General features: G+C 44.4%; 15 protein-coding genes and 1 CRISPR repeat array. Of the genes, 3 read left to right on the top strand and 12 right to left on the bottom strand.

The annotated features are described in order from the left end of the window. Positions 1 to 47 precede the first annotated feature (47 nt). A CRISPR array of direct repeats spans positions 48 to 7,234; the repeat unit is 36 nt; unit sequence GTTTCCAATCAATTAATATCCCCAACGAGTGGGGAT. Positions 7,235 to 8,091: 857 nt separating this feature from the next. The 10 genes from AM228_RS21565 to pheA form a co-directional block, all read right to left on the bottom strand. Beyond that, entirely contained in the window at positions 8,092 to 9,480 is a 1,389-nt protein-coding gene (locus tag AM228_RS21565) for a TldD/PmbA family protein (protein WP_054469013.1), read from the bottom strand. Between the two features lie 47 nt (positions 9,481 to 9,527). Beyond that, positions 9,528 to 9,653 (bottom strand): hypothetical protein, encoded by a 126-nt coding sequence (locus AM228_RS36325; protein WP_255353240.1) that lies wholly within the window; start codon positions 9,651 to 9,653, stop codon positions 9,528 to 9,530. After that, positions 9,650 to 10,432 carry a nickel pincer cofactor biosynthesis protein LarB gene (gene larB / locus AM228_RS21570; RefSeq protein ID WP_054469014.1) on the bottom strand — a complete coding sequence of 261 codons (783 nt, stop codon included), beginning with the start codon at positions 10,430 to 10,432 and terminating at the stop codon, positions 9,650 to 9,652. Before larB ends, AM228_RS36325 begins: the two co-directional genes overlap by 4 nt. Positions 10,433 to 10,471: 39 nt before the next feature. Further along, positions 10,472 to 12,313, bottom strand: coding sequence for an ABC transporter substrate-binding protein (locus AM228_RS21575; RefSeq protein WP_231636898.1), 1,842 nt, complete (start codon positions 12,311 to 12,313; stop codon positions 10,472 to 10,474). Between the two features lie 61 nt (positions 12,314 to 12,374). Further along, on the bottom strand, positions 12,375 to 12,581 hold the full coding sequence (locus tag AM228_RS33260; protein ID WP_156331959.1) for a hypothetical protein: 207 nt from the start codon (positions 12,579 to 12,581) through the stop codon (positions 12,375 to 12,377). 124 nt (positions 12,582 to 12,705) lie between these two features. After that, a complete protein-coding gene (locus AM228_RS21580; RefSeq protein ID WP_054469015.1) occupies positions 12,706 to 13,062 on the bottom strand; it encodes a helix-turn-helix domain-containing protein in 357 nt (118 codons plus the stop codon). Positions 13,063 to 13,501: 439 nt separating this feature from the next. Beyond that, on the bottom strand, positions 13,502 to 14,827 hold the full coding sequence (locus tag AM228_RS21585) for a dihydroorotase (RefSeq protein WP_054469016.1): 1,326 nt from the start codon (positions 14,825 to 14,827) through the stop codon (positions 13,502 to 13,504). A gap of 85 nt (positions 14,828 to 14,912) precedes the next feature. Next, entirely contained in the window at positions 14,913 to 16,262 is a 1,350-nt protein-coding gene (locus AM228_RS21590; protein WP_072160883.1) for a histidine phosphatase family protein, read from the bottom strand. Between the two features lie 460 nt (positions 16,263 to 16,722). After that, the gene (locus AM228_RS33265; protein WP_156331960.1) at positions 16,723 to 16,890 is read right to left on the bottom strand and encodes a hypothetical protein; all 168 of its coding nucleotides are present in this window, start codon (positions 16,888 to 16,890) and stop codon (positions 16,723 to 16,725) included. 259 nt (positions 16,891 to 17,149) lie between these two features. After that, on the bottom strand, positions 17,150 to 17,995 hold the full coding sequence (gene pheA, locus AM228_RS21595; protein ID WP_054469018.1) for a prephenate dehydratase: 846 nt from the start codon (positions 17,993 to 17,995) through the stop codon (positions 17,150 to 17,152). Between the two features lie 33 nt (positions 17,996 to 18,028). Here pheA and AM228_RS33270 point away from each other — a divergent pair, with 33 nt between their 5' ends. From AM228_RS33270 to AM228_RS21605, 3 genes are all read left to right on the top strand, one after another. After that, positions 18,029 to 18,181 carry a hypothetical protein gene (locus AM228_RS33270; protein ID WP_156331961.1) on the top strand — a complete coding sequence of 51 codons (153 nt, stop codon included), beginning with the start codon at positions 18,029 to 18,031 and terminating at the stop codon, positions 18,179 to 18,181. Between the two features lie 309 nt (positions 18,182 to 18,490). After that, positions 18,491 to 19,078, top strand: a complete 588-nt coding sequence (locus tag AM228_RS21600; RefSeq protein ID WP_054469019.1) for a DUF1997 domain-containing protein — start codon at positions 18,491 to 18,493, stop codon at positions 19,076 to 19,078. 225 nt (positions 19,079 to 19,303) lie between these two features. Beyond that, complete coding sequence (locus AM228_RS21605) at positions 19,304 to 19,855, top strand: DUF1997 domain-containing protein (RefSeq protein ID WP_054469020.1); 552 nt, start codon at positions 19,304 to 19,306, stop codon at positions 19,853 to 19,855. An 81-nt stretch (positions 19,856 to 19,936) separates the two neighbouring features. On the opposite strand, the gene AM228_RS21610 is transcribed toward AM228_RS21605, so the two are convergent. Next, entirely contained in the window at positions 19,937 to 20,185 is a 249-nt protein-coding gene (locus AM228_RS21610; protein ID WP_197285362.1) for a hypothetical protein, read from the bottom strand. A gap of 188 nt (positions 20,186 to 20,373) precedes the next feature. Beyond that, entirely contained in the window at positions 20,374 to 21,033 is a 660-nt protein-coding gene (locus AM228_RS21615; RefSeq protein WP_197285363.1) for a ribonuclease HII, read from the bottom strand. Positions 21,034 to 21,036 lie beyond the last annotated feature (3 nt).

Genomic DNA, 21,036 nt, shown 5'->3' on the forward strand with positions numbered 1-21,036 from the left:
TGACGCAAGAAACCGGGTTTCTTAACTGCATCGTTTAATTGAATGGAGTTTCCAATCAATTAATATCCCCAACGAGTGGGGATAAATCTAGACAAATTTATTGCTGAAAAATATGACATTGTTTCCAATCAATTAATATCCCCAACGAGTGGGGATTATGGTGTGTCCGGGGAGGGTTTACCTCAGATACCGAGTGGTGTTTCCAATCAATTAATATCCCCAACGAGTGGGGATATTCCACGGATCAGCAGTAGTGATTATGCTTCCTAAGTTTCCAATCAATTAATATCCCCAACGAGTGGGGATCTAGAAGAACTAATCTTCTAGGCTTATGGTTTATTGTTTCCAATCAATTAATATCCCCAACGAGTGGGGATTCAAACTGTTATCAAGGCGGTTAATTGTGAGGAAGCATATGTTTCCAATCAATTAATATCCCCAACGAGTGGGGATAGAACCGTAAAACATTAGCGGCCTTAGTAGAAGGAGGCGTTTCCAATCAATTAATATCCCCAACGAGTGGGGATTGGGTGTTAAGCCTCGGTTGGACCAAGAGAAAGGTGTTTCCAATCAATTAATATCCCCAACGAGTGGGGATAAGGACACTAATCTCCTTGAGAAAGCTGCAAACTTTCTGTTTCCAATCAATTAATATCCCCAACGAGTGGGGATAAAGCTAAGAAGATTCTTAAGCTGAAGCATGGTCAAGGTTTCCAATCAATTAATATCCCCAACGAGTGGGGATCTTGCCAAACTCTTGTATGCCACTAGCCATAATGACCGGTTTCCAATCAATTAATATCCCCAACGAGTGGGGATACAGGTCGCTGCTTCTAACGGTAAGAACGTAAAGAATCGTTTCCAATCAATTAATATCCCCAACGAGTGGGGATATAATATGCTTGCTTGCTATCAAAAAGAACATATTTACGTTTCCAATCAATTAATATCCCCAACGAGTGGGGATAATCACTGGAAGCGTCGTATGCAAGCTATTGCAGCTGACTGTTTCCAATCAATTAATATCCCCAACGAGTGGGGATCGTTAGCATTAATGCTACTTCTAACATCTTTGCTAATGGGTTTCCAATCAATTAATATCCCCAACGAGTGGGGATACTGTTATTGAGACTTGCATTGAGCAAGGCTTCTGGGTTTCCAATCAATTAATATCCCCAACGAGTGGGGATATAAGGGAGAGCTTATGACTTATACCCCCGAAGGATAGTTTCCAATCAATTAATATCCCCAACGAGTGGGGATGTAATATGCTTCCAGAGGTAGCCCGTGGCTACAACGTTTCCAATCAATTAATATCCCCAACGAGTGGGGATAGTATGGTTTGAAGAATATGGCAAGCACGCTCTTAAATCGTTTCCAATCAATTAATATCCCCAACGAGTGGGGATAGTATATGAAAAGGATTTGGTCGATTTAAACAAAGACCGAGTTTCCAATCAATTAATATCCCCAACGAGTGGGGATCGTTAGCATTAATGCTACTTCTAACATCTTTGCTAATGGGTTTCCAATCAATTAATATCCCCAACGAGTGGGGATAGTTCCTTGTGGATAAAGCTACTAAGCTTTTCAACCGTTTCCAATCAATTAATATCCCCAACGAGTGGGGATAGCTAATCTTCCTGATTGTCCGGTTGACCATAACAATGTTTCCAATCAATTAATATCCCCAACGAGTGGGGATTATCGGTAGTCTCTTCCACTAATGGGAAGACTGTGTTCAGTTTCCAATCAATTAATATCCCCAACGAGTGGGGATCTTGGAAAAGGTGAGCCTTGCTCAAATAGCCAAGTACAGTTTCCAATCAATTAATATCCCCAACGAGTGGGGATTATGACTCCAGAGTCTAGCTTCCGGTTCAAGGGATGTCCTGTTGTTTCCAATCAATTAATATCCCCAACGAGTGGGGATATAACTTAGACTTAACGTTCCTATTATTTTCCTCTTAAGTTTCCAATCAATTAATATCCCCAACGAGTGGGGATCAACTCTTAGAAGGCGAGGGTATCCTTCCTGAATGGAGTGTTTCCAATCAATTAATATCCCCAACGAGTGGGGATTTAAGATAGGAGGCTCTAAAGTCAACGGAGTATATCAAGGTTTCCAATCAATTAATATCCCCAACGAGTGGGGATTTCTATAGCTCCTGGGTAGAATTAATGGAGGAGGGCCCCGTTTCCAATCAATTAATATCCCCAACGAGTGGGGATCCATTCAATCTCAAGTCCCAGTCCAACGTACCACAGCCCTGGTTTCCAATCAATTAATATCCCCAACGAGTGGGGATTTAAAATAATGTCCAAGCCATACAAAATCGAAAAACTACACAAGGTTTCCAATCAATTAATATCCCCAACGAGTGGGGATCCCGTGCCGCGACTTTGGCGGGTTGCTTTTCTGTGATGAGTTTCCAATCAATTAATATCCCCAACGAGTGGGGATAGTCCGAGTTAGCCAGCACTAAAAACCCCTAAATCAAGTTTCCAATCAATTAATATCCCCAACGAGTGGGGATATGCCGTATAAACGGCATCCAATACAGTGAGAACGGTTCGTTTCCAATCAATTAATATCCCCAACGAGTGGGGATAATTCAACAAAAAATTGGCTGAAGCGAAAAAGTTTGGCGGTTTCCAATCAATTAATATCCCCAACGAGTGGGGATGCAGCAAAAAAATGTAAATGCGAGCCGTCAACAATTGAAACGTTTCCAATCAATTAATATCCCCAACGAGTGGGGATATCGCGCATATTGGATGCCTTGCCGGGGTCGGAACCGGGCGGTTTCCAATCAATTAATATCCCCAACGAGTGGGGATTTATCAGGAAACCCAAGCAAAAAAAGCTAATGAACAAATAGAGGGTTTCCAATCAATTAATATCCCCAACGAGTGGGGATAGGTAGGTACCCGGGAGGCTTTCCTCACCACTTTCACGTTTCCAATCAATTAATATCCCCAACGAGTGGGGATCTAGGTAAGGATATAGAGAACCGTTCGTGGAAGCCGCCGCAATTGTTTCCAATCAATTAATATCCCCAACGAGTGGGGATTTACCTGATTGGGTGAAAAAGGGGTTAGTGCTTTATGCAGTTTCCAATCAATTAATATCCCCAACGAGTGGGGATCGCGATCGCGCATAGTGGATGCCGCTGCCGGTTCGATTCCGGTTTCCAATCAATTAATATCCCCAACGAGTGGGGATTCAATCCAGACTTAACAAATTGCCTAAAAGGTGCGGAAGTTTCCAATCAATTAATATCCCCAACGAGTGGGGATAATCCAGTCGTCTGAATTCCTACATGGCGATAGGTGCCTGTTTCCAATCAATTAATATCCCCAACGAGTGGGGATATTGGGTTCCCTCGGAAAGCGGGTATTCATACCAAGATAGTTTCCAATCAATTAATATCCCCAACGAGTGGGGATTGTCTTAATGTAGCTAAACCCGTCACAAGCCGGGAACCTATGTTTCCAATCAATTAATATCCCCAACGAGTGGGGATACTATACTCTTTCCGTTTAGCTAAGGGATGCTTGATGCGTTTCCAATCAATTAATATCCCCAACGAGTGGGGATATAGGTCCTAAAGAGGGAACCCTTAAATGGGGACATATGTTTCCAATCAATTAATATCCCCAACGAGTGGGGATTCTATGCCTTTCGGTCTGACCCCAGTAAACGGACAGTTCAGTTTCCAATCAATTAATATCCCCAACGAGTGGGGATTGGAAGATGCTGTCGCTTAACAATAACGCTCTCTATGGTTTCCAATCAATTAATATCCCCAACGAGTGGGGATTCGGTATTTCCTACCTAGAAGACAACTGTTCGATGCCTTATTCCGTGAGTTTCCAATCAATTAATATCCCCAACGAGTGGGGATTTAATAGCATCAATCAACGCAAGGAACGATGAAACTGAGTTTCCAATCAATTAATATCCCCAACGAGTGGGGATCACCGACTTAGAAATCTCCAAGTCAGGCTTGTCCCACTGTTTCCAATCAATTAATATCCCCAACGAGTGGGGATAGTTCCGCTTTATTCCAGGTCAACACAACTGGAATGGTTGTTTCCAATCAATTAATATCCCCAACGAGTGGGGATTTCACCCAATGGATTAAAGCTATCAAGGAAGGTATGGAGTTTCCAATCAATTAATATCCCCAACGAGTGGGGATTGTAAGTAATTAAGATTTACTACTTTCTAATCTATGAAATCTGTTTCCAATCAATTAATATCCCCAACGAGTGGGGATACCTACCTAAATCTAGAGGTGGAATTCCCAGACGGCTGGTTTCCAATCAATTAATATCCCCAACGAGTGGGGATTAATTGAAGAGATTGATGGGATACAAGTAAAGGGTAACTACTCGTTTCCAATCAATTAATATCCCCAACGAGTGGGGATAATAAATACTTGATAATGAATCTCAATTTAGATACACCGGAGACAATGTTTCCAATCAATTAATATCCCCAACGAGTGGGGATATGCTTCTTCACAATGGTCGCTTACTTAATGCAGGTTTCCAATCAATTAATATCCCCAACGAGTGGGGATCTCCTATATCTGAACACTGAGGTATGTGGAAAAGGAGGTTTCCAATCAATTAATATCCCCAACGAGTGGGGATGTAAAAATCTTAGGAGAATCAAGACCATGTTTAACGCTTTACTGTTTCCAATCAATTAATATCCCCAACGAGTGGGGATTAATAGAGTGGGTAACCCATTACTTCACCGGGAACGGTGAGTTTCCAATCAATTAATATCCCCAACGAGTGGGGATAAAGCGACTTAGTTAAGCTAAATAAAGACCGAGCCTTTTGGACTGTTTCCAATCAATTAATATCCCCAACGAGTGGGGATGCTGGGATAGTGATATCCGTGGCCGGGTCTCAGGTCTCGGGTTTCCAATCAATTAATATCCCCAACGAGTGGGGATTATCGACTCACTCGTTCACCATGCCTCAGATTACTGTTTCCAATCAATTAATATCCCCAACGAGTGGGGATCTAAAGACGAACTATGGAAAAGTAACGATTTCCGCGAATTTGTTTCCAATCAATTAATATCCCCAACGAGTGGGGATTCTTATGTCTCAAGAGGGGATTTTTGGTAGGTAAGCAAAGTTTCCAATCAATTAATATGTTTCCAATCAATTAATATCCCCAACGAGTGGGGATTCATCCTATATAAGATTTATTGAGATAGGGCTATAGCCTTATCGTTTCCAATCAATTAATATCCCCAACGAGTGGGGATAATCAATCATGTCTATTAACTTCCCTCAGTCCACTAACGGTTTCCAATCAATTAATATCCCCAACGAGTGGGGATCATCGGTTCCTGGGTTAACGGCAAAATCCAACGACTATATAGAGTGTTTCCAATCAATTAATATCCCCAACGAGTGGGGATTAACAAATCCGAACACGGGTGACAAGCAGACCGCATTACTTAAGTTTCCAATCAATTAATATCCCCAACGAGTGGGGATAGTTAATCAGTACTCCAGCTTGTCGGCATGATGCCTATGTCGAGTTTCCAATCAATTAATATCCCCAACGAGTGGGGATTAGGGTCTTCCCCTTGTATCCTTAAGGGAGAAGTATGTTTCCAATCAATTAATATCCCCAACGAGTGGGGATAGGAGTATATATCCTCCACTGTGGGAACCTCACTGGGTTTCCAATCAATTAATATCCCCAACGAGTGGGGATTGTTGATGCTTCCAACAAAATTAATTCTCAAGCTAAGGCGTTTCCAATCAATTAATATCCCCAACGAGTGGGGATGTTAAGTTAAATGAAAACCGAGCCTTTTGGACTCGTTTCCAATCAATTAATATCCCCAACGAGTGGGGATTAAGGGTTATTAGAAAGGGTACTTGTAATTTAAATGTGTAGTTTCCAATCAATTAATATCCCCAACGAGTGGGGATTTCAACTATTGAAGATGATTGAGGGTCAAGCCCCGGAAGGGTTTCCAATCAATTAATATCCCCAACGAGTGGGGATAATCTCAAAATCCAAATTCACGTACCATAGCCCTGTTTCCAATCAATTAATATCCCCAACGAGTGGGGATACTTAGTTTTTCCCATAATCTTAAGTATTACTTTATGTGTGTTTCCAATCAATTAATATCCCCAACGAGTGGGGATTCCCCTTACTACGAGAATATCCTAAAAGTTCTCCAATATCTGTTTCCAATCAATTAATATCCCCAACGAGTGGGGATTGAAGTACACTCTTAGGAGAAAGGCAATGCAAGTATCTGTTTCCAATCAATTAATATCCCCAACGAGTGGGGATTCTAAATATTTCCGTGTAGTTAAACGTTAATCATCAATGTTTCCAATCAATTAATATCCCCAACGAGTGGGGATAAAATTCTTTGAATATAAGAGCTATTCCTTAATTCCTTAAGTTTCCAATCAATTAATATCCCCAACGAGTGGGGATAATTGTAGTACAAAGCAAGGGAACAGAACAGTATTATGGTTTCCAATCAATTAATATCCCCAACGAGTGGGGATAATCTAGATTCCCTTGATGGTATCGTATTCGAGTTTCCAATCAATTAATATCCCCAACGAGTGGGGATAGGAGAAGATTATGAACAAGATTGTCCTGAACGAAAAAGTGTTTCCAATCAATTAATATCCCCAACGAGTGGGGATTTTTAGCATTTTTTTCAGCCAAACCTCTCTCTAATGTTTCCAATCAATTAATATCCCCAACGAGTGGGGATTTGACACCATCAAATCTTGGTGGGGTGGATTTTGGGATAGTTTCCAATCAATTAATATCCCCAACGAGTGGGGATATCAGTCACGCATTAAAAAGCGGGATGTCCCCCGTTGAGTTTCCAATCAATTAATATCCCCAACGAGTGGGGATAGAATTTTATTTTTTCCATGATGACGGCTACGTAGAAATTGTTTCCAATCAATTAATATCCCCAACGAGTGGGGATTCTAAAACACGCTGAAACAAATACTCCGATCAACGATTTGTTTCCAATCAATTAATATCCCCAACGAGTGGGGATTAGGGAAAATTCAACTTAATCGAGGTAAAAAACAATGCGTTTCCAATCAATTAATATCCCCAACGAGTGGGGATATTGACTTAGCAACTATTGTAAGATTCTTGATTGTTACGGTTTCCAATCAATTAATATCCCCAACGAGTGGGGATAGCAAAAATTATAACCCTTATCCTGCGGGATGTCTAGAGGCGGTTTGCGAGGCTCAGGAATTTTGTTGCTACAATTTTGCTAAACCCCGAAAAAAAAATCGCTGAAACCGTTACCCAGAGAGGGTGCGAGGCTCCCGACGAATTAGCTAAGTTTCAGGGATTTTTGGCCAGCCTCGCAAGACCAGGTTACTAGCTAGTTATTTAGTTTATCGGGAAATCCGGTCTCTATTTTGAGTTTTTGGTAAAGGTTGACGCACAAAACCGGGTTTCTTGGGCTGGGAGTTAACCCAGGAAAACCCAGAAACCCGGTTTCTATTTTGGTTTAAGTTTTCGGGAAAGGTTGACGCAAGAAACCGGGTTTCTTGGGGTAGGGTCGAAGCATGACCGCAGACAAATTATTGCTTAAAATATTGTAGGGGCGATTCGCGAATCGCCCCTACGGTGGTTTTCAGAGTTAACCCAGAAACCCGGTTTCTATTTTAGTTTACAGCGGTTTTCAGGTTAATAAATCGCGATCGGGCGAAGCATTCCGTAGGGGCGAAGCATTCCGGCAGTCCATTTAATATTCCAAGCAGTAGGGGCGAATGGCCATTCGCCCCTACACTGCCGGAATGCTTCGCCCTTACAATATTTTAAGTCATAATTTATCTGCGGTCATGCTTCGCCCCTACAAATCATTGTGGTTTATTTAATAGAAAACCGCTGTAAGTCTTCGGCAAAGGTTGAGGAAAGAAACCGGGTTTCTTAGTACAAGGGCTGAGGAAAGAAACCGGGTTTCTTGGGCTGAGTAACCCAGAAACCCGGTTTCTATTTTAATTTAAGTCTTCGGCAAAGGTTGACGTAAGAAACCGGGTTTCTTACACTCCACCGACTACTACGTTGCTAATGCGGAGACTGGGCCCCGCACAGCCGACGGGTAAACCACTTTGGCCCCCTTTGCCACAACCCCCGGACTCATCCCAGTAGTAGTCATCCCCGATCGCTTCTATATCTGCCAAAGTGCTGAACACATTGCCGGAAAGGGTGACATCCCGCACAGGTTCCGCGAGTTGACCATTTCTAATCATCCACGCTTCCCCAGCGGTGAAAGTGAACATTTCCCCGTTGGTCATGCCTCCTAACCAATTTCGCGCATAGACTCCCTCGGAAATATCACTAAATAAATCTGCTGCGGGAGTTTTACCACGGGCAATCCAAGTATTCGTCATTCTCACAATGGGCGCATAGTGATAATTCAAACACCGGGCATTGCCGGTAGGGGCTTCATCCAGTTTCCCGGCAGTTTCGCGGGAATGTAGCCTGCCCACTAATACCCCATCCTTAATTAATTGAGTAGTAGTGGCTGGGGTGCCTTCATCGTCGTAGAGGTAGCTGCCGCGATGCCCTTCTGGGGCTGCCCCATCAAAAATTTGCAAGTCTTCTGGGCCAAACCGCCGCCCCAAGGTCATTACTTCTAATAAGTCGGGGTTTTCATAAGCCATGTCCGCTTCGGAAAGATGGCCAAAGGCTTCGTGAACAAATAAACCGGAGAGAATAGGGTCAATTACTACGGTGTAGGTGTTGCCCTTAACTGGAGGTAAGGATAAGGCATTCACAGCCCTTTCCGCAGCCCCGCGCACTTGCTGATCCAAGTTGGTCAGGTCTTCGTAACCCTGACGAGATCCGGTGGTTTCTCGCCCGGTTTGCACCATTTCCCCGTCTCGGGCGGTGGCGGCAAAGCGCATTTCCATGTCTACCCAAGATTGTTCTAATAAGGTGCCGTCCGAGGTGGCGAGGATAATTCGCTGGGAAATGTCCCCGTAGCGGACGGAAGTGGTGGCGATCCGAGGGTCAACGCTATGGAGGATTTCGCTGTAGCGATCGCAGAGTTGCTTTTTCACCAACAGGGGCAAAGTTCTGGGGTTGGTGCCACTTCTATGTAAATGATAAGTGCCGACCACGGGCTCCACATAAGCCAGACAAGTGGTGTCATCCCCGACTAAACGGGCAGCCGCGATCGCTTCTTCCACTCTGGCTTGGATATGTTCCAAATTATTGAAACTGGCAAAACCCCAGCCTCCCTTGTAACAGGCCCGAACTTGTCCCCCAGTGGACACCCCTTCGCTGAGGGTTTCAATCTTTTCCCCGCGCAAAAAGATATCGGTGCCCTCGGCGGCTTCTAGGCGAATGGCCAAATAATCAACTCGGTGGGCAAATCGCCGAATTAAGTCTGAAAGTAAATTCTTGGCGTCATCGGTGACAATCATTATTTTTTAACCCAGAAACCCGGTTTCTATTTTATGTATGAATGAGTTTATCGCAAAGGCTGACGTAAGAAACCCAGAAACCCGGTTTCACGCAAGAAACCCAGAAACCCGGTTTCTATTTTAGTTTGAGTCTTCGGCAAGGGTTGACGCCAGAAACCGGGTTTCTGACTCAAGCAACCTGGTTTCTGGTACGCAGAATTTTAGCCGCTAACATCGCCGCCCCAAAGCCATTGTCAATATTCACCACCCCCAGACCAGCAGCACAGGAGTTAAGCATCCCCAATAAAGCGGCCAACCCATTAAAACTAGCCCCATAACCGATACTGGTGGGAACAGCGATCGCGGGGGCTTCCACCAAACCCGCCACCACACTGGGTAAAGCCCCTTCCATCCCGGCGACCACAATCAACACATCGGACTCCATCAGGATATGGCGGTTGGCCAATAAACGGTGAATTCCCGCCACTCCCACGTCCCAAAGACGTTGGACGCGAAAGCCGCAAAGTTCGGCGGTGACTGCCGCTTCTTCCGCTACGGGCAAGTCGGCAGTTCCGGCACAAACTACCCCAATGGTGCCCGGATATTCCGGTTCTATGGGGGGAATAGCGGTGGCACAAATCCGCGCACTGCGGTAATAGACCAAACCGGGCAATAGTTCATCTAACTGCAAATAAACCTCTGGGTCGATGCGAGTTGCCATGACCACGGGATGGCGATCGCGCATCACCTGCATAATTTGCCCAATTTGCTCTGGGGTTTTCCCCGGCCCCCAGATAACTTCGGGAAATCCCGTGCGGAGGCTGCGGTGATGATCGATGCGAGCAAATTCCGTTTCTCCGTCCCTGGTGACAGGTTCAAAGGCCATAATTTTGAGATTTTCCAAGGCAGCATCGGGCTTGAGGGTGCCGTTGGCGACGGCTTCGAGTAAGGTTTGTAAGGCTTGTGAGTTCACGGCTAGATGTTTGTTGAAATTTGCTGAAATTTGTTGAAATTATTCGCTAATTGTTAGTTCATAGATATTCCAGAATGCACCACCGATGGCCGAATATTGCACTCCTTGAATGCGATCGCGCACTGCGGACATACTCAAAGGATTCACCAAATGAATCACCGGCAAATATTCTTGCACTAATTTCTGGGCTTCGCTATAGATAGCCTTGCGTTTTTCCTCATCTAATTCTTGGGCTCCTTGGACATACAAATCACCGAGTTTTTGTTCCCAATCAGCGATTTTTCTGCCCACCAAAGGAGTTTGCCCCGGTTGGCGTGATTGATTAAAAACGTGCAATCGACCATCAGGAGCCCAAAGATTTGCCCCATTATTGGGTTCGACTCCGCCGGTAAATCCAATCAAATGACATTCCCAATCCAAAGAATCCGTCAGTTTGGCAACCATAGCATTAAAAGCAATCGGTTGAAAATCAACGGTAATGCCGATTTCACTCAAATCTTGTTTAATTTGTGCGCCCATTGCCTCTCTAATTTTATTTCCCGCGTTGGTAATCAAAGTAAAGCGAACTCGGTTGCCGTCTTGGTCTAGGAGTTCATTTCTCTCGTTATATTTAAACCCCGCACTTAATAATAACTCTTTAGCTTTTTCGGGATTGTAATCATAGACGGGTAAGCCTTTTTCTGGGGAAAGATAATAAGGGCTTTGGATGGAAAGATGAGAATTTTGAGGTGCTCCTAGCCCGCGAAATGTATTGTTAATCATTCGGTCCCGGTTCAGACTATAGGCAACAGCTTGTCGAAAAGCCACATTACTAAACCACCGCAATTTAATCGGGTCTACCACAGGTTTTTGAGTATCCGCATTCCGACCTTGATTCAGATTAAAAGCCATAAAGGTGGTTCCCGGTGCTTGACCACCATTATAAATGGTAAAATTATTCCGATTTTCTTCCTGCTTGAGTAACTCAAAATTGTCTGGAGAAACCGAAATAGAATCTAAATTACCAGAGCGAAACTTCAGCAATGAGGTATCTTGAGATTCGACAATTTCCCAAACTACCCTTTCAATATAAGGCTGAGAATTACCTTGAGCATCTTTGCGCCAGTAGTAGGGATTTTTTTGAAAAAATAAGCGCTCGCTGGTAGTATAACCGGCTAATTGGTATGGGCCATTGCCGATAATTTTTTCCGGTGGTGTATTGGTATTCCAAGTGGAGAGAAACCGCAGATTTCCATCAGATTCTTCCTTGAGGGTAGAACGCAAAATATGGGCGGGTAAAATTTCCTGGCTAGTGGTGCGTAAAAAAGGCGCAAATGGTTCGGGTAGCGTAAATTCTACTTGGCGATCGTCTAGTTTTCTCACTTGGGCTAAAGCGCCACTTTTGCCAATGCGTAAAGTATCTCTAGCACTGGTAGGAATTTTCTCGTTATAGTACAATTCATTGTAAGTAAATACTACATCATCAGCGGTCAAAGGTTGCCCATCAGACCACTTTAAATCCGGCCGCAAGGTGAAGATAAATCTTAGTTTGTCTTCAGAAATTTTCCAAGATTCTGCTAGTCCCGGTTCTACCATCGCGGTGATACCATTTTGCGTGGTTAAGCCCTCAAAAGTTAGCCCAAAAATATTGGGAGATTCTGTACTGAGAACTGGGTTAAAAGTTTTGGGATCGCTGAGTACGCTCAAGACTACTTGATTCACACTTGCGGCTTGACTTTTGAATTGAGCGGGATTGCACCCAGAAAGAGCGATCGCGCATAAAATCGCACATACAAAAGTTAGGGCGATTCCCGTGAGGGATCCTCTTCGCGGAATCGCGAAACACCGTCGCCAATAATTACTCAGGAGTTGCATATATTTATTGTCTTCCTTATATTGCATATATTTTATTCATATATTCTATTAATTTATAGCGTTTTTCTGCTGAATAGATCACATATGCTTAGTAGGGGCGAAGCATGACCGCAAATAATCTCTGGAACCAAATAAAAAATTTTGTCCCGGAATGCTTCGCCCCTACGGGTATTTGTGGTTGACCAACGTGAAAACCGCTGTAATCGCATTTGTCATGGTTAAATCGGCTTTGTAATTTTTTTTGATTTTTGAGATTATCATTAATGCCCAGATTTAAGCAACTATAATATAGCACAATTATCACTTTAATTAAAATATTTTTCAGTGAATTTTCATCAAATTTTACTGAATTAATGTAAACTAAAAATCAGCAAATTTAATGTTATTTAACATATAAATAAATAGCTAATCAATCAGCCTTAATTATTTCTTGTTTTATCTAGCTTGAGTCGATTGCGAATCCGACTCATGGTGGCTTGGCTGAGTCTAACTTGGGTCATTTCATCGAGGCGATCGCACAATTCCAGCAAAGTAGCATCCTGATATGCTCTCAGCAATTCAGCCACGATTTCCATTTGCTTCGCTGTTAACTTCGGGGTCGAACCTCCACTGTGGGGTAGGGGGTCAACCTGTCCGGTTTCCCGATATCGTTTCATCAAATTTTGCACAAAACCAAGACTGACACTAAAACGCTTGGCTAATTGACGATAAGAGCCTTCCTTATTTTCATAAGCCTGAATAATTTTTTGGCGCAAGTCATTAGAATAAGCTTTCATTTAGTGGTTTCATCTTTCCAGCTTTAGATAAGGTAAATTGTACCAGACTTACCCGAAAACTGTCTGAATAGTCCCTGGGTGTGGGGTGTGGGGTTTGGGGTGCAGAGGAGCCGAGGATCCGAGGATCCGAGGATCCGAGGAGTCCGCCGTCGGCTTCCGGTGTAGGGGCGCTTCGGCTTGCGTCCCTACACCGGAAGCAATGCTGACGTCTCTGCTCCGGAAGCATCTCTGTGAACCTCTGTGTCTCTGTGGTTCAATTTACTTATTTCTCCCTTAACTACATCGTAATAGTAAACCCCACTGCCCCACACCCTACACTCCTCCATTTCTCCATAAATCTACTTAGGTAAACCTTCTAGGTGATATTTAAAGTTAGGAGCGATCGCCAACAAGAAACCCGGTTTCTCCGAGAAAAGAAATCGGGTTTCTGGGAAGGTTTCTAAGCCAAAGTTTTCACCACTTGACCTGTGAGAGTTTGTCCCAACCAAGGGGTATTGTGCGATCGCGAAGCTAAATGATTAATCTCTACTTTCCAAGTTTTCTGCGGATCGAATAATATCAGTTCTGCGGAACTTCCCTGGGTAAAAGTTGCCGGTTTTTGTTGGAAACATTCAGCGGGATTGGTACTTAAAACTCGCCAGAGTTGTAGGGCGGTTAACTTGCCAGTTTCTACTAAGTTGTGCCACAATAAAGGTAGGGCTAATTCTAACCCGATCGCTCCTGGGGGAGACTCAGCAAAAGCCACATGAGTTTCTTCATAAGAATAGGGACTATGGTCGATCGCCACCACATCGATCGCCCCATCTTCAACCGCAGAAATCAAAGCTAATTGGTCTTCAATATTTCCTAACGGGGGATCGAGATGCATCGCGGCATCGTAGGGAATTTCTGGGGCTGGATGACATAAAGAAGAATTGGGGTTAAGATGGCCGCGAATATTTTGCACATTTAATAATAAATGCATCCAAGTGGTACTAGCAGTAATCGGCAATCCTTGGGCTTTGGCAGCGCGAATTAATTCCACACTGCGGGCGGTGGAAATTCGCATCAAATGCACGGGAGTCCCTGTAGCGGCGACAATTTCCAAAATTGCGGCTAGGGCAGAAGTTTCCGCGATCGCTGGGGAACCGACTAACCCCAAACGAATGGAAGTGCTGCCTTCCCGGACGGAACCATTGCCCCCTAAATCGCGATCGCAAGGCCACAGGGCGATCGGTAATCCCAGGGGTTGCAAATATTCCAAACTCCGACGCAACAAACCCAGCTTTTTCACCGGCTGACCATCGGTAAATCCCACCACCCCAGCATTGGCTAACTCTGCCAACTCGGTCATCTGTTCTCCTTTTGCCCCCAAGGTCAGCGCCCCCCAAATGTAGAATTGAGGCAGCTTTTGGGGTGACTGTTGGGGTAACAGGTTGAGGCAACGGTGCAACCCGGTGACAGCGGTAGCATTATCAATCTCTGGGTGAGTATCTGGCAGAATCCCTAACCGGGTAAAACCCCCAGCAGCAGCGGCTTGCATCAAAGATACCAGGGTTTCCCGTTCCTCAAATCCTGGTTCCCCGCTATGACTATATAAATCGACTAAACCCGGCCCCAAGATTAATCCCCGACCATCGATCACTTCTGTATCAGCGCCGATCGCTTCAGACAAGTGGGGGGCGATCGCCTGAATGGTGCGATCAACAATCAGCACATCAGCGATTTCGTCTGTATTGGCAACTGGGTCTAATACGCGGACTTGTTGGATTAATTGACTGTTCACAGATTGTTACTGGTTACTGGTTACTGGTTATTTGTTATTGGTTATTTCGCTCAAATAACGAATAACGAATAACCAGTAACTAATGTTATAATGCCCCGGCTGCGGTTCGATCCAAAATCCCACCGAGGTGAATCGTAATATTGGCAGCTTCTATCACCGGCAGACCATCAGGCCCATCAGGATAGTCAATCACCGTCACACTGCCGTTACCTTGCTTAAAATTCCAGAAATGTTCTGGACCTAAGCCAGACAGATAACACATCACCGCCTTATTAATTGCATCGTGACCGACCACCAAACAAGTGGTATTGGGTGGCGTAGATGCCACGATCTCCTGCCAAGCGGGGATACTGCGATTCCAGACATCCTGCAAATTTTCACCCTCTGGCATTTGCACCGTTTCCGGGGCAATTTTCCACTGCTGCAACATCCCTGGAAAAGCTTGCTCAATTTCCGACTCAAACTTACCTTCCCAGAGGCCGTGGGAAATTTCTTGTAACCGCTCATCCAGTTGCAGCGTCACCCCTGGATGTGCTTGTAAAATAATTTCCGCCGTTTCTTTGGGACGCAACAACGGACTGCTGACTGCTGAATCGATCTGCACACAGGCGAGAAAATCTCTCGCTTGTTGGGCTTGGATTCTGCCGTTATCATTCAGGGGAATATCAATTTGTCCCTGAAACTGCTGCTGACGGTTCCATTCCGTCTCCCCGTGGCGCACCAATAACAAACGCGGGCCATGATGACCAGGGCGGGGTTTGGGGAGTTTATGTCCCACATGGGCGGTTAAGTTCATCGACTCTAACTGCACCGGATCGGCCAAGGTTCCGGCAAAATTGAGCACGCTAATGCCACAGTTAGATTGCTGAATCGAATGATAGCGGTCTGGGGAAATCCCTAAAGCGGTACTAATTAAGCAACGATTAATCCCATTATGGGCTACCACTAAAATCGTTTGATTCGGGTGCTGAGTCAGGATGTCTTGCCAGAATTGCCTCGCTTGGTGATGCAATGCTAACACCGGGAAATGTTCTCCCTCTGGGGTCATCATGCATAACTGATGGGGGCGTTCTTTCCAGAGTCGGTAATCTTCAGAATACTTCTCTTGGACTTCCGTGCGCCGCAAACCTTCCCATAAGGGCAAATCAATTTCTCTTAAAAGGTCAATTGGTTGAGCAGCAGGAGCAGGGTGCGCCGTGTTTGCCGCCGTTTTTTCTGATAGGGCAGCAACGATAATTTCGGCGGTTTCTTTCGCCCGTTGCAGGGGACTGCTGTAAACGGCATCAAATGCAATGCCTTGTAAGGCTACAGCAACTTGACGAGCAGTCTCCCGACCGACATCCGTTAACACGGATCGATCTAGGCGGCCTTGGATCCGCTGCTCTACATTATAGGTGCTCTGGCCATGACGAACTAAAATAACGCGAGTGGTCAGGGTTCTATCCTCCGGCTGCGACTTCTAAAATTTTGCGCCCTTCCAGGGCGACTTTTAAAATTTTGCGCCCTTCCAGGGCAACGGAGTCCGCAACCCTGGTGCAAGCGGCAGTCTGAATAAAATAATCAGCGAGAATCGTTATGGTTAAAAATATAAATAACGATGCTTTTGAGAATCTCTTTGGGGTAGATCAGAAGCATTTTACCCCTAAAGAGTGTCTCTTGATAAGTTGAAAATTGTGAACTAATCATATGGCAACGGATCCCTGGGATCGCTGCCCGGGGATTGGTTTGCGTTCAGTTCAGAAGTCGCCCTTCCAGGGTAAAGAACTGTAACAAGATATCTACTCATATCTTTTCAAATCTTCCGGGAGTGAGGTTTTACCTGACAGACATAAAACGCATAACACCAAGAGGGCGAAGTCAATTAGATGAGCGCATAACTATAAACTATGCTCGTGTCAGCAGTTATGACCAAAAAGAAGACGGCACAGCACTTGGAGATGCTTAACTACACATTGGGGGTGGTTTGGTCGTTGGGTATCCGCAGCGAGATAGGTTTGACCAAATCCGCCTTGCCCCAGTGGTTGTAAGATTTGATAGCGTCCTTTAAGGAGTTGGCCTTGCATTTGATTGCTTCGGTGGTGGAATATATTTCAATTTTAGATAAGACAACCGGGAATTAGACTCAGAAACCGGGTTTCTTTTTCCCAGAGAAGAAACCGGGTTTCTTTTCCTGGCGATAGCGATCGCTTACCAAGAGAAAACTTTTTGTTATACAATATTGACTCGGTATTTACTCGGTGAATCTCTGTGTCTCTGTGGTAAAAAAAAGACAAGATACCAGGTTTATTTTAGCAACCAGGTATCTATGATTCTCATAGTTAATTAGTATTTGATGAATATCACCGGATATCGGCCAAATATTTTGAGGGTTTCGGTGCAAGCATTGAGTTCATCTAATGCCGAATGAACTAAAGGATCTTCCGCATCCGCTTCGATGTCAATAAAGAATAAATATTCACCGATCGCCCGTTTAGTGGGACGGGATTCAATCCGACTCATATTAATCCCTCTTTCTGCAAAAACTTGCAACGGTTTGACTAAAGCACCGGGGATATTTTTTGGTAAACTAAAAGCCAGAGAAGTGTGAGTTCCCTCTTGAGAAGGTTGCAAGCTCACTACCCAAAACCGAGTACAATTATCTGGGCGATCGTTAATAGGATAAGCGAGTACGGGAACCTGATATAATTCTGCGGCTCGCATAGAAGCGATCGCCCCGCCAAACTCATCTTGATCTAATTGCTGAACTGCCTCAGTAGTAGAATTAGTCGCAATCAATTTCACTGCGGGCAAAGACTTTTCTAACCACTGCTGACATTGCCCCAAAGCCTGGGGATGAGAATACACAGTTTTAATCCCTTCATAATTACTGGTTCTTGCCAGCAAAGCATGAGCAATAGGCAACAATAAAGCTTGCTGAATTTGCAACTGATCTAACTGCCAAATCGTATCCAAAGTTGTGGCCACACTGCCTTCAATGGAATTTTCCACCGGCACCACTGCCAGAGAAACTTCACCCTCTGCCACTGCCCGCAAAGTTTGGGCGATCGTCGGATAGGGACACAACGAACATTCCCCGGAAAATTTTACCGATTGTTGATTCAGATATGCCAGGGCAGCGGCTTCACTATAAGTCCCCGCAGGGCCTAAATACGCAATTGATTGATTCATAAGAATTTTTGATTCTACATTCAATAATTATTGATGCTGGTATTGATCCTGGAAATCATCGCAATTTATTTAAGTATTTGTACTGATTTAATCCCGGAAATTCAGCAAATTTTCCCCGCCGTCTCAGAAATCAAGGGAAAGCCGATCGCGAATTTTTTAGGGATATGCCCGGATATTTCGATTTAGTCATTGCTGATTCAGTAATCAAGAGATTTTTTTCATTACCTGGGAATTTCTGGGGAATTATCACCATAATGCCCTAGGATGATCGGGAAAAAGTCTGATGGTGAGGTGAAAAATATCACCCAAGTTTATCCGCCAAGTTTATCCGCCAAGTTTATCCGCCAAGTTTATCCGCCAAGTTATTTAATAGTTTCAGTTGCCAGCGCTGATTGACGAGCAAAAAATTCCCACAGCCGCGATCGCCTCTTCATACATTATTAATATTTGTTACAATTTATCACAAATTATTTGAACAATGATTACTGGTTTCTCATGTTGACTCATTTTTTTGCCTCACAATCTGTGGAAATCGTGGTTCCAGAGCAGCCCATACCAATCAGTCACTATTTACGCCAACCCCAGCGTCTGGTACATAGCCTGGTCGAACCCAGTCGGATGGAACAGTTAAGCCCAGAAAAGTTTCGCCTGAAAATGCGTCCTCGCGAGTTTATGATGTTTCGGCTTCAGCCAACGGTGGATCTGCGAGTCTGGGCAAAAGCTGATGGCACCATTCATTTAGCCTCCGTGGGCTGTGAAATTCGCGGAGTGGACTATATCAACCAACGGTTTGCCTTAGATTTAGTGGGTCAATTGTCCCCTTGTGAAGTCAACGGTATCACCTATCTCAAAGGAAAAGCGGATTTAATTGTTCAAGTAGATGTACCCCCTCCGTTGGATATCACCCCACCGATGATACTAGAAACCACCGGCAATGGTTTGCTGCGGAGTATCTTGCTGACGATTAAACAACGGTTAACCCAGCAACTATTACTCGATTATCGTCGTTGGGCTTCCGATGAAATTGAGGCAACGAATTTCTCTCAGCAGCCAGTATTTTCCCCCAATGGTCAAAGTGCGTAATGTTATTGGCTATTGGCTATTGGCTATTGGCTATTGCTTGTTGCTTGTTGCTTGTTATTTATTGGTTATTCGTTATTCGTTATTTGATGAATAAAACTAACAAATAATAACTAATAACCAATAAATAACAAAATTTATTCCTGAGAATCTTGCAACATTCCTTAAAGTATTGTAAATTTTATCAAATCATCAAAACGTCCCTGTGTTTTTGCGTAAATTTATAAAATGTATAACAATTTCTTTGCCTCTCAGTCCGTAAAACTAGCGGTGCCCCAGCAAGCTGTACCGATTCATCATTATTTACGGCAGCCAAAGCGGATTGTGCGGGCGATCGCCGACTCCAGCAGGATCCACCAAATTGGCCACGATTCCTATCGGCTGACCATGCGACCATTAAAATTTTTTACCCTAAAAATAGAGCCAACGGTGGATTTAAAAATATGGGCTGATTCTAATGGGACAATTCATTTAAAATCCGTCGGTTGTGAACTGAAAGGCATTGAGACAATTAACGAACATTTTGATATCCAACTTCAGGGGACGATGCAGCCGTGTAAAGTTGACGGAGAAACTTACTTAAAAGGTGGGGCTGAGTTGGGATTAAAGATTTTTCTACCCCCGCCGTTTTCTATGATGCCAAAGCAAATGGTACAGTCTACGGGCAATAGTTTGCTGCGGAGTATTTTGCTGAAAATGAAGCAACAATTAATGCAGCAGTTGTTGTTAGATTACAGTAAGTGGGCGATCGCCCAACCCGAAGAGGCGATCGCCGCTTAATTGATTGCAGGGTGCAGGTTGTAGGGGATCTTCTAGAGCGGGGGTGCAGGGGAAGTGTGGGAAGTGTGGGGAGGATGCATCCTATGCATAGGATGCATAGGATGCTAATGAAAGAGGTGAACCATGAAAATTCTCTCTTCTCTCTCCTCTCTCCTCTCTCCTCTCTCCTCTCTTCTCTCTTCTCTCTCCTCTCTCCTCTCTTCTCTCTCCTCTCTCCTCTCTCCTCTCTTCTCTCTCCCCCCTGCCCTTCAGCCCCCTGCCCCTCATCCCCCCTCTGCCGACGGGGGGTTCCCTAACGTGGCCTGTCACCAATACCTCGTAGGCCGACACGGACTCCGATTATATCTTGATAATATTATTTTGACATAGCTTGGTGAAATTGTCAAGATCAAAGCTGATTTTTTTCAGAATTAGTGATAGCAACTGGTCTTTAGGGTTTATTTGGTATTGGTGGTTGCCCCTGCTATGATAATCAGTAAATACGTGGATATTTTTCAAGGATAAAAAAGTAATACAAATTATCGTGTTATATCAAATAGTGAAAGCTGATTTGGGGCGGAAAGATTGGGCTGGCAAGGACTAAAAGAGAGTCGATGTTGAGGCGATGCACCATACAAAGCTAAGGCTTTTTTGTGGGCTTTTGTGCCATAACCTTTATTATTAATTAAGTCATATTCAGGATATCGATCTGCCAAGCGAATTATTAATTGATCGCGCCAAACTTTAGCCAGAATACTGGCGGCGGCGATCGGCAAACATTGACTATCTCCTTGAACAATGGTTTCTTGGGGTAGAGATAATCCCGGAATGCGCTGATTCCCATCCACTAAACAAAGTTCTGGCTGGGGATAAAGTTTCAGGAGAGATCGCCTCATGGCCAGCAGAGACGCTTGTAAAATATTTAATCGGTCAATTTCTGCCACCGAAGCGACACCAATCTTACAATCAATGGCCACTTTTATAATCAACTGAACCAAGGATTCTCGTTGATTTGCGGACAATTTCTTACTATCTGTAACCCCGGCATTTTGTAACATTTCCCAACCTGAGTCAGGCAAAATCACTGCCGCTGCGACCACCGGACCAAATAAACAACCCCGGCCTACTTCATCGACCCCAGCCACCGGGCGATCGAATGATAGCTTCTGTCTTTGTACCTGTTGAAGTACCTGTTGAATATT

The sequence above is a fragment of the Planktothricoides sp. SR001 genome, from assembly GCF_001276715.1.
GTDB lineage: Bacteria > Cyanobacteriota > Cyanobacteriia > Cyanobacteriales > Laspinemataceae > Planktothricoides > Planktothricoides raciborskii.